This window comes from Psychrobacter sp. (assembly GCF_030457785.1).
Taxonomy (GTDB): domain Bacteria; phylum Pseudomonadota; class Gammaproteobacteria; order Pseudomonadales; family Moraxellaceae; genus Psychrobacter.
Map to the genome: position 1 here is coordinate 1 of NZ_JAKDUI010000082.1, position 10,261 is coordinate 10,261.

The following is a 10,261-nucleotide window of genomic DNA, read 5'->3' on the forward strand; positions in this document are numbered from 1 at the left end:
TTTAGATTTTACCAACCAAATCAAGGCTTGGTTTCAGTGTATCTTGACCTTGTTCCCAAGCAGCTGGGCAAACTTCGCCATCGTTGTCACGAACGTATTGAGCAGCTTTCACTTTACGAACCATGTCTTTTGCACTACGGCCGATACCTAGGTCGTGGATCTCAGCAACTTTGATCAAGCCCTCAGGATCGACGAGGAATGTACCGCGAAGCGCTGCGTTGTCTTCTTCGATCATGATGTTGAAGCCACGAGTGATTTTACCAGTACCGTCGCCCAACATTGGGTAAGTTACTTTACCGATAGCGTCTGAAGAATCGTGCCATGCTTTATGTACGAAGTGAGTATCAGTTGATACAGCGTATACTTCGACACCCAGACCTTTTAGCTCTTCATAATGATTTGCCATGTCTTCAAGTTCTGTTGGGCAAACAAACGTAAAGTCATGTGGGTAAAACATAAAAATTGCCCAGCTGCCTTTGACGTCTTCTGAAGTGATTGTTTTGAACTCGCCATTGACGAATGCTTCTGTTGAGAATTCTGGGATTTCTTGATTAATGATAGCGGCCATGATTGGCTCCTTTTTTGATTACAGGTTGTTGGGATGGTTTGTGATTATCGGTTAAACATTTTACTTAACTGTTTTTACTAATTTTACTAAGCCTTCAATTACCTTGGCTACCTGACAAACTATACGCTAATTTTGATGGCAATCCAGTTAAAAGTTTTTAATGTGATGTTTTGTTTTATTAAACTTGTTAAACTATTATCTCTAGTTTTTATCATCAACTGGCCATAGGTAAGCTGCTATCTTATATTGAGTAGGTCCTTCGAATAAATCAATATTATAAATTGCTCCAGACAGCCCATTAATAGAGAGATTCTATGATTACATTACGTCAACTTGAGTTCGCCTTAGCCGTCGCTAAACACCGTCATTTCAAACGGGCTGCCGAAGACTGCAATATCTCACAGTCTGCATTAAGCCTAGGTATTGCAGAACTAGAAAAACAACTAGATACGCAGATTTTTGAGCGTAATAACAAACAGGTACTGATCACTCCTATCGGTCAAGACATCCTTAAGCGAGCACAACGCGTGTTTTCTGAGGTCAGCGACTTGACCACGCGCGCGCACTCACATCAAACGCCACTCGCCTATCCGATGACAGTGGGCATCATTCCGACGATCGCACCTTACTTGCTACCGAAAGTACTGCCTGCTCTGCGCCAACATTATCCTGAGTTCCGCATGACGATCGTTGAGCAGCAAACCGAACGCTTACTGGAGCAAGTACGTTATGGTCATATTGACACGGCAATTATTGCCCTACCCTATGCAGTAGATGGTCTACATAGCTTTGAGTTTTGGAGTGAAGATTTCTTTGCAGTATTTCCAAAAAATGACTCACACGCCCAGCTTGATGCGATTAATGCGGATGAGCTAGCGACTGCCAATCTCATGTTGCTTGGCGAAGGGCACTGCCTAACGGACCAAACCTTATCTGTCTGTCACTTTGATCGTACGAAGATGAAATCAAGCTTTTCGGATGCCAGTTTAAACACCCTTATCCAGATGGCACTGGCTAATATGGGAACAACTCTGGTGCCAGAAATGGCTTTAGATCAACTGCATCTACATAATCAAGATGCCGTCGCCGTACCACTCGCAGAGGAAGGACCGCACCGCCACATTGCATTCGTTACTCGTTTAAATTATGCACGCGTCGATGATGTCAATTTACTTGGTAAGCTATTTAAACAAGCGTTTGAAGAGGCAGCTAATGAAAAATAACGCTGGTTTATATTAACTGCCACCGATACTTATCGAGCAACACTCAAATAGGCTAAGTATGGATGATTTGTCGCAGATACGTGCTGATCTTGGCAGTCGCTTCGCCCTGCATATCTCTGCTATTCACAGCGAGATTGACCAGGCGAACATTCATGTTCTTTGGCAGGACCTCGCTGCTCGCTATAGCGAGACGCAGCGTGCTTACCATACCTTAAGCCACCTTCAGCAATTATTTGGACAGTTTGAGAAAATCAAGCATCACCTATACGAGCCAAATATCATTGCTCTGGGGTTGTATTATCATGATGTGATATATGAGCCACAGCGCTCAGATAATGAGTTAAAAAGCGCAGAGTATGCCGTCAATGCATTGCATCATTATCTAGATGCGACACAGTGCCAGCACATTTACGCCCTTATTATGATGACCACTTCTCATCAGCGTGCTAAGCTTGCGAGCCATAAAAAAAACAGTGACGCGGCTTTTTTACTAGATATGGATTTAAGCGTTTTGGCGGCGCCTTGGCACGAGTATCAACAATATGCGCAAGCCATTCGCCAAGAGTACCAGCACGTTGCTCCTGCGGAGTATCAAGCCGGAAGAGTTGCACTATTAAAAGGGTTGTTGAAACGCCCCAGACTTTATCTAAGTGACTATTACTATAAGCGCTTAGAAATGCCAGCACGAGACAATCTCAAGCGTGAAATTATTTCGCTCGCATCTTGACGAACAACTCGCTGCCCTGCCGTGCCGAGTATGAGTTATGACTCATCTCCATAATATCGATGTCGAAGCAGCCCTCAAATCGTTGCTGATATTCTTCTTTGCTCCCACCAAAGGGTGGCTCCTCACGCCCAAATTCTTTGTCAAACAACAAGCCAATCAGCTTACCTTGAGGTTTTAGCAGCGCCGCCATTTTTTCTACGTATTCGTCACGACGCGCTGGATTAATCGCACAAAAAAACGTCTGCTCAAGTATCCAATCAAATTGATACTCTTCAGGGGATAAGTCAAAGAAGTCTGCACAGATTAAGTGCTCAGCTGGAAAGTCAGGGTAACGTTCAGCAAAACCCTCAATCGGGGCGGGAGCAAAGTCAACCAAAGTGACATTGGTAAAGCCTTTTTCGTGTAGGTACCCCACCTCATAAGCATTGCCTGCACCTGGCACCAAAATAGCTTGATCTTTAGCTGCTTCAGGTAGCTGATCGATATAGGCTTTGAGCGGCGGTGACACCTGCCCCATGTCCCAACCAATACTATCTTTTTCATAACGCTGCTGCCAAAATCCAGCTTGATTAACATTGTCCATAAGACATCCTTATATATTGAATACCAAACCCAATGATCACGCTCAGCTATCTCAGCAACGCTTAGCCTACCGACCTCAAACTTTCCGCACTGACTTAAAACAACCTGTCACGTACAACTACTGTCAGGCATAACGGTTGCTTGCGTTTTTCTGGCGACTCGTATTTTTGGGAAAGATATCATTCCATTGTGTGGTTTTAGACGATACATATCGTATCAATATAATATCAGGTTCGTACGAATGAAGGATGTTTATTATTAGAGACATATGGTTGGTTGAGTGCTTTACACGCCCTAACTAAAGATGTTCAGTCCAACTTTCCAGTCTTGCCTGCCAACATATCATGCCAACGCTTATAGTCTGGCATCGCAGCCTCGACCGTCTGCCAAAATGCACGACTATGATTGGGGTGATGCAAGTGACACAGTTCATGAACGATAACATATTCGGTGCATTCAACCGGATAAGCAGGAAGGTAAACCGATAGCCATATACGCCTTGCACCTGTGTTGCAACTACCCCAGCGCGTGTGCATTTTTTTTAGACGCATCTCATTAGCGTAGGCCCCAACCACTGGCTGCCACTTATCAAACAGTGAAGGCATTACCTCATTGAGCTGTTGCCGATAGTAGGCAACCTTTTCATCATGGGTCAAGGTCAGTGATTGCGTGGCACCCCATAAAAGTAAAGGCGTATCAGCGGTAGGTTCTACTAAGGCACTATTTTTTCGTTTGTATCGTTCTAATACTTGCGGGTGGTTGGCAATCGCCCAAGGTACACGATGAGCAATGGCTTGCACTGTCTGCTTTGAGCTGATAGAAACGGGAACAGAAACCATTAAAGCGTGGGGTTTCAGACGAAAATTAATATTTTTGACGCGCTTCTTAGTCACATGTAGCTCGATGCCTACTTGCGCAAGCTGCTGTCTGACCGTCTGTAAACTGATGTCACATCTCCTTTGCGTCTAGAGCAATGCAATTACAACGTTTGCAAATGATTGTCAAAAGACATGGCATGCCCTTTACTGTTTGGCAGAACAATACTGTTCTTATCGAACGATTCGCCGTCAGACGACTCAGCATGTGACAAAGCCTTCACTTCTAAAGCGGTTAGTTGACCTTGCCCATCACTGACGATAAACCCTACTTTGTCACTGGTGCTTTTGCCAGATACTTTATCTAGTAACACTGATGCCCCTGCACAATCTGGCAGATCGACACCATCTATCAGCTTGCGAGTATTGAGATCATAAACCGCGGCACAGCCACCGATAGGCGTGGTCACACATAGCAGGTCATGCTCGCTGTCCACTGCCACACTGGCGATATATTGATGAAAGCGTTGCCATTGATTGTTCGGCATGGTGAGTGGCGCAAACTCAGCATCCCCGCGTTTATGTGTTAGAACCAAAGGCACATTAATATGCTTCTCACCTTGGAACTGAACACCGATCACCACTGTACCGTCATCATGCATGGCGAGATGACGGACACTCATCTGATTATGCTCAGGAGTGATTTGCTCGAGCAACTGTCCAGTATGGCGATTGAGATAAACCAATGACGGACGCATCGTATCTAAATTTAGCTCTTCACGCGAGGCTTGCTCGGTCTTGATACCGCCATTAGCGACAATTAAAGTCTCAGCGTCTGGGTGCATAATCAGCTCATGAGGACCTATACCATGTGAGTCGAATTCTGCAATCTTTTTATAAGCACTGCTTACATCGTAAATACCCACTTTGCCATTTAGGCTGACGGTATCATTCTCAGTCACATAAAGGAGGCTGCCATCTAGGCTGTAGCACGCATGACCATAAAAATGACGATTTTCTGATGCTGTGATGGTGGTTTTTACTTGTCCCGTGGCTGTGTCAAGCACCCAAAACTGCTCACTCGGTCGCCTACCCATTACCACGACATCACGTTCATGGTTACAGCTATCATTATGGCTGTCACTGGCATTAACAAGCTCATCTGCTGAGTGAGAAAATGGCTGAACGACAATATCATGCACACGCTCAGGCATGGTGGTCTGCCAAACGATCTGTCTATCGGCATCGATGCCTACAACACCAAAGTCCATACCCGAATCGTTGTTATTCTGATTGACAGTGCCATTATAATGACGATCGAAGTTTATTTTTTTGGGCATAGAGGCGACACCGCTCACCCAACAAACCGGACGCGAAATAATAGTCTTGGTATGTCTCGCCAGCAGATCAGTTGATCTATCATTTTGGCTCATTTGCATTTCACAGCCATCTACATCATAGTGTTGATAGCCTTTTTTGGCTTGCTGAAAAGTATACTGTAAACGCGGTATATTGGTCGTTGATAGCAAGCGAGCCTGAGCACCCAATCCAACCAGATAGTCTTTTAGTTCAGCGTCTGGCTGCCGTTGCTTACGGTAATAATGGTGCACACCAACTAACATGGCGGTAGCGCTGACAGTCGCCGATATCGTCCCTAGTAAGGTATCGTACTTTTTGTACTCATCCACCATGCTAACCCTTCTCGCTTTCATCAGAAAACGTCATTTTTTATTTGTGCCTCAATCGACAACGATTCATCAACCAATAACAATTCATCAATCACCATCAGTGTTATTAAAGCCGACACGAACCCCTAATGTCGGGATTAACTGGTGCTTAATTAGACCTGTTATCGTCGTTAAATGCTCCAAGAGCTGCTGTTGATCAGCTTGGTCAGCATCTGTGATATCTTCAGGCATCTGTCCTAACAATGCAGTACTTTGTGCTAACGCAGTAGATAAGTTGTTACCCACACTGCTTTCTTCATTGACATCCAAAATAGCGGTAAGCACTGGATCAGTTAGCACATCATTAAGCGTCGCGAGCTTTGCATTGATAATAGCGCGGCTTTGACCGGCAGTATCAGCAGGTACATGACCCTTAGCATTTCCCGTAATCCCTAATGGCTGGTCAATCCCTGTCGACTTCATCGTTTCGATGAGCGAAAGTAAAGAGTTAAACCATTGGTTGAGACCTTGATCACTATCAGCAGTTTTATCAATCGCCAGTAGCTCAGTGGCGTTCTCTTTCCAATTATTTTCGATATCTTGTAAGCGTGCGCTCAACGCACTACTCGCACTCACGACATACGCACATTGACCAGCGTCTAAACTTTCATTGGCGTATAACACCTCCTCTAGCCCTGGAATTCCTTGAACGATAGCACTCTCATCTGCCAACTGTTCAGCTGTTAGATTGGGGTTAGCACCGATCAAATTGGCGACACCATTATGTACCAAGCCACGCTCATCAGGATAGTAGTTGATATACAAATTGCTCATACTGGCAGTCGCGGGTCCAAAGTTAATCATTTCCGCTCTAGCCCATGCTTGTGCCAACACCAGCCACTGGTCGCGTAGCGCTTGTAAATCGTCGCTGTTGACTGCTCCAGACTGACAGTGCTCTTGCGCTAAGTCATGCAACTGCCTACTTTGACTCGCTGCTTCGGCATATGCTGGGATAACGACGTCATTTGCCACATGGGTCAAGTAGGTTTTAGCAGTATCTGCACTGATATCAATGGCAGTGACTGTTTCAGTAGTATCGTCTGCACCTTCGACTGAACCAGTGCCAGTGCTACCCTGCTCGACTGCTTGACCGTCTACGTCTTGTGCGTTGTTTTCATCCGCTGGTTTGACACAACTGATTAAGAGTCCAGCACTTAAGGCAGAGAGTGCGACTGCTAAAGCATGGTTTATTTTCATAGTTTTCTCGGTATTTATAGGCTGATAGTTGTTGATAAATCGTTGAAGCAAACCACTTTATTTGTATATTGATGCATATTATCGCTTTATTCGGCTAAATATGCCTTACAACGATTGTAAAAAGGCATTAAATTCAGCACGTTCTTGCTCATCAAGTTTGAGCACTTTTTGTTTTTGTTGCTCCGCTTCACCGCCGTGCCATAATACAGCTTCCATCAAGGTGCGTGCACGCCCATCATGTAAAAACGTCGCTTGCGGGTCGACAGTTTGAGCTAGGCCAATGCCCCACAGCGCTGGAGTACGCCATTCATATGAATTTGCCAAAAATTCTACTTGTGCATCTTTGGGTGGCAAGTTGCCAGCAATCGTACGATCTGCAAGGTCATCACCCATGTCATGCAGCAGCATATCTGTGTAAGGGTAAATCACTTGACCGTGTTGCTCAAGATGATCATCGTCAGTTGTTGGCAGCTGATATCTCGGCGTATGACAGCTTTGGCAGCCCATATCATAAAAATGTTTTTTTCCCGCCAATACCAGATCATCGTCAGCATTTCTTCGGTTTGGCACTGCCAAGTTACGCGTATAAAACTCTACAAACTTGGCAACCTCGTCATTGACCTCGACAGGTGGCTTGCCGTTACCCTGCTCATCAGCACCCGTCGTCGCATTCACACACGCCGTTTGTGTCGGCATGCACGATTCATGAGGACGGATATTTGAAGTCAGCCCCATGTCTTCATTAAATGCACTTTGGTTTTGAGTGAGTAACTTGGTTTGACCTGCTTTCCAACCAAAACGCCCTAACATTTTTTCGCCTGTTTGAGGATCCGTCACCCAGTTGTATTTACCACTGATACCCGATTCCGAATTCTTGTTCTCATTGACAGCTTGTTTTTTGATATCATCAGCAGGAATCTGCTCCAAGAGCCCAAGTCCAATCATCGGCAAAGCCACTCGAGGCGATACCATCAAATCATCATCGAATGCACCATATCCTGGTTTGGTTAGGCTAAATGTGGGTGCACGCAAGGTTTCGACATGACCATCAGTAAAAGTGACCGGCTTATCCGTCCACGTCACGCTAATATGGGCTTCGGCAGGAACGCCTTGAATACCTCGATCTTGTAGCTGACCACCATACATAGGATGAGCTACTTTTTCGATTTGCGAGCTTTGCAATTGCTGATGCTCTTCTTCCGTACTGGCCGGCATAGCCAGACGGATGAGTAAACTATCAGCATCGTCGTCACTATTCATCGGTGCGTGCCCACGACCATCTTTGATATGACACGACTGACAAGCAGCAACGTTAAACAACGCTCCCAGACCATCTCGGCTGTCCGTACTGGCAGGCGCGATAACCCAAGGCTGCTTAAAAAAAGCATTACCGATAAAAAAGTTTCCTTTGCGTGAGGCAGATAAATTTGAGGAAGGTTTAGAATAGCTTTCAGCACTGGTAATACTAATACCCGTGTCACCACCTTGCTTAATTTCTTGCGGATCAAATGTCGCAAGCTGCTGCATTGGCACACCAGCCAATGCTTCAATGGTTTGACTCTGTTGAGGTGCTAGTGCTTGCTCACCTTCATTATCCGTTGCCATATCCTGATTTTCAGAAGCATCTTCAGAGACATTGTCTGATGGCTGACAAGCACTAACAAGCAGTACACCTGTGACTGCTAATAAAAGTTTAAGAGGTGTGCTCAGAAGCTTTTTGGAAGAAGGAGAATCAGAAGTGTTGGCAGAAATGAAGTTCATAGAAATTGCCTTAGTTCGAACGTAGCACTATTAAAACCATGTGCAAAACAACCGTTTGTTTAATACCCAAAAATACGTTGCCAACCATTGTTAACAACGTATTCATTATAAAATTAAGCTGTTACAAAAAGCTATTTATTAGCTAATGATCTTAGAACTGAGACCCTGTGTCCGCATCTAAGCTATCAATACCAATAGCTTTTGCAGCATTCTCAATACCACCAGTTAGCTCTTGTAAGTCAGTGATAGCCTCTTCAACCCAGCTTCGACGTAGATTTTGCTCTTCAGCAGAGATACCTGCTTCGCTCACCTGACCAACAGTAGCGATCATTTGATCGACTTTGATACCTTCTTCTTCACTTTTCTCTACGATAACATCAAAAGCATCTGCTACTTTAACAAAATCGCCATCTAGCGTTGTAGCGACATCTTCATGACCACTATCGATGAGGTAGTCTTTGATACCGTAACCACCAACTGCACTACCATCAACTGTTTCATAGCTGCCATTAAAGACATTTTGAATGCCACGAGCGTTGTGTGCATAGCTTAAGTGAGTCAAGTCACTAAAGCATTCGTGCTCGTCTTCGGTAGAGCCGGTCACAAACGCAACCTGCATACGCTCAGATGCAAGCTCACCTAGCGCTAAGCTACCCATTTGATACATGATCTGACGCAGTGCATTGTCGTCTTTACGTGCTTCAAGGTCGCTACGTAAGGTATTTTCGCTATCAGCCTGCCATTCAGCTTCCATCGCAGTCAAATCATCAACCAACAATTGCGCGGCGGCTGTTAAAAACTCACCACGGCGCTCACAGATGCTCGCATCATCATTGACAGTGCTACCACTGGTACACTGTCCTTCTTCAGTTGCATAGTCAGTCACTGGACGCTCACCTGCTCCTTCGTTTACACCGTGAGTATCTTGACCCCAAAGCATAAACTCAATCGCATGATAACCGGTCGTTACATTGGCTTCACTACCACCAATCTCATTCATCTCTGCTAACAATTCAGGTGTGATTTCACTGGTATCTTGACTGGCGCTGCCAACTGCGATGCTATCACTATTGATGATGTTATCCTGGCTGTTGTATTCGCCTTCATAGCCGTCGCTAACATAGTCAATCAATGCTTCATCAAGTGGCCAAGCATTAACCTGTCCTTCCCAGCCATCGACACTCTCAATTGCACGTTCTTCATTAGCAGCGACAAAACCTTCATCAAAACGGAAAACTTCCGTCTCTGAGTACGGCTGACGAGCGGCTTTATAAGCGGCTTTAGCAGCGTCAAGGTTGGCTTGAGTTGGCGTGTCTACGTAGGCTTCAACTGCCGTTTGTAACGTCTTAGCTGTTTCTAGAGAATCTTTATAAGTAGCATGCGCTATGTTGGCATAGCTAGTAACCAGCTCATCTACATGCGACACTTCTGTGTTGTTAGCTGATTCTGCCTCTTGTACATCTACCTGAGTGTCAGCACTGGTGTCTGAGGTTTCTTCGGTCTGTTGAGTACAGCCTGAAACCATCAAAAGTCCTGCAAGCGCAGCAGCTAAGGTGGTTGGTAAAATCTTACGGCTCGTTGTTGTGATAATGGTCATATACATCCTCAATAGAAATAGAAATAGACAGCGCTGTGATTAAGTTATAAAAGACTCTAAGGAC

Annotated in this window: 9 protein-coding genes; 2 read left to right on the forward strand and 7 right to left on the reverse strand. The window is 45.1% G+C overall.

Annotated features, from left to right (window positions below; translation table 11 throughout):
• Nucleotide 1: 1 nt before the first annotated feature.
• Nucleotides 2-568, reverse strand: a complete 567-nt coding sequence (gene ahpC, locus L0J61_RS05655; RefSeq protein ID WP_301465359.1) for an alkyl hydroperoxide reductase subunit C — start codon at nt 566-568, stop codon at nt 2-4.
• A gap of 314 nt (nt 569-882) precedes the next feature.
• Here ahpC and L0J61_RS05660 point away from each other — a divergent pair, with 314 nt between their 5' ends.
• Nucleotides 883-1,791, forward strand: coding sequence for a hydrogen peroxide-inducible genes activator (locus L0J61_RS05660; protein WP_301465360.1), 909 nt, complete (start codon nt 883-885; stop codon nt 1,789-1,791).
• A 58-nt stretch (nt 1,792-1,849) separates the two neighbouring features.
• A complete protein-coding gene (locus tag L0J61_RS05665) occupies nt 1,850-2,518 on the forward strand; it encodes a hypothetical protein (RefSeq protein ID WP_301465361.1) in 669 nt (222 codons plus the stop codon).
• Here L0J61_RS05665 and L0J61_RS05670 read toward each other — a convergent pair.
• From L0J61_RS05670 to L0J61_RS05695, 6 genes are all read right to left on the reverse strand, one after another.
• Nucleotides 2,499-3,101: a methyltransferase domain-containing protein gene (locus L0J61_RS05670; protein WP_301465362.1), complete on the reverse strand. Its 603-nt coding sequence runs from the start codon at nt 3,099-3,101 to the stop codon at nt 2,499-2,501. The genes L0J61_RS05665 and L0J61_RS05670 overlap by 20 nt on opposite strands.
• A gap of 307 nt (nt 3,102-3,408) precedes the next feature.
• Nucleotides 3,409-3,993 (reverse strand): M48 family metallopeptidase, encoded by a 585-nt coding sequence (locus tag L0J61_RS05675; protein ID WP_301465363.1) that lies wholly within the window; start codon nt 3,991-3,993, stop codon nt 3,409-3,411.
• Nucleotides 3,994-4,079: 86 nt separating this feature from the next.
• A complete protein-coding gene (locus L0J61_RS05680) occupies nt 4,080-5,627 on the reverse strand; it encodes a DUF1513 domain-containing protein (protein ID WP_301465364.1) in 1,548 nt (515 codons plus the stop codon).
• A gap of 63 nt (nt 5,628-5,690) precedes the next feature.
• Nucleotides 5,691-6,839, reverse strand: coding sequence for an imelysin family protein (locus L0J61_RS05685; RefSeq protein WP_301465365.1), 1,149 nt, complete (start codon nt 6,837-6,839; stop codon nt 5,691-5,693).
• A gap of 105 nt (nt 6,840-6,944) precedes the next feature.
• Nucleotides 6,945-8,600 (reverse strand): di-heme oxidoredictase family protein, encoded by a 1,656-nt coding sequence (locus L0J61_RS05690; RefSeq protein WP_301465366.1) that lies wholly within the window; start codon nt 8,598-8,600, stop codon nt 6,945-6,947.
• Nucleotides 8,601-8,751: 151 nt separating this feature from the next.
• The gene (locus L0J61_RS05695; RefSeq protein WP_301465367.1) at nt 8,752-10,197 is read right to left on the reverse strand and encodes an imelysin family protein; all 1,446 of its coding nucleotides are present in this window, start codon (nt 10,195-10,197) and stop codon (nt 8,752-8,754) included.
• Nucleotides 10,198-10,261 lie beyond the last annotated feature (64 nt).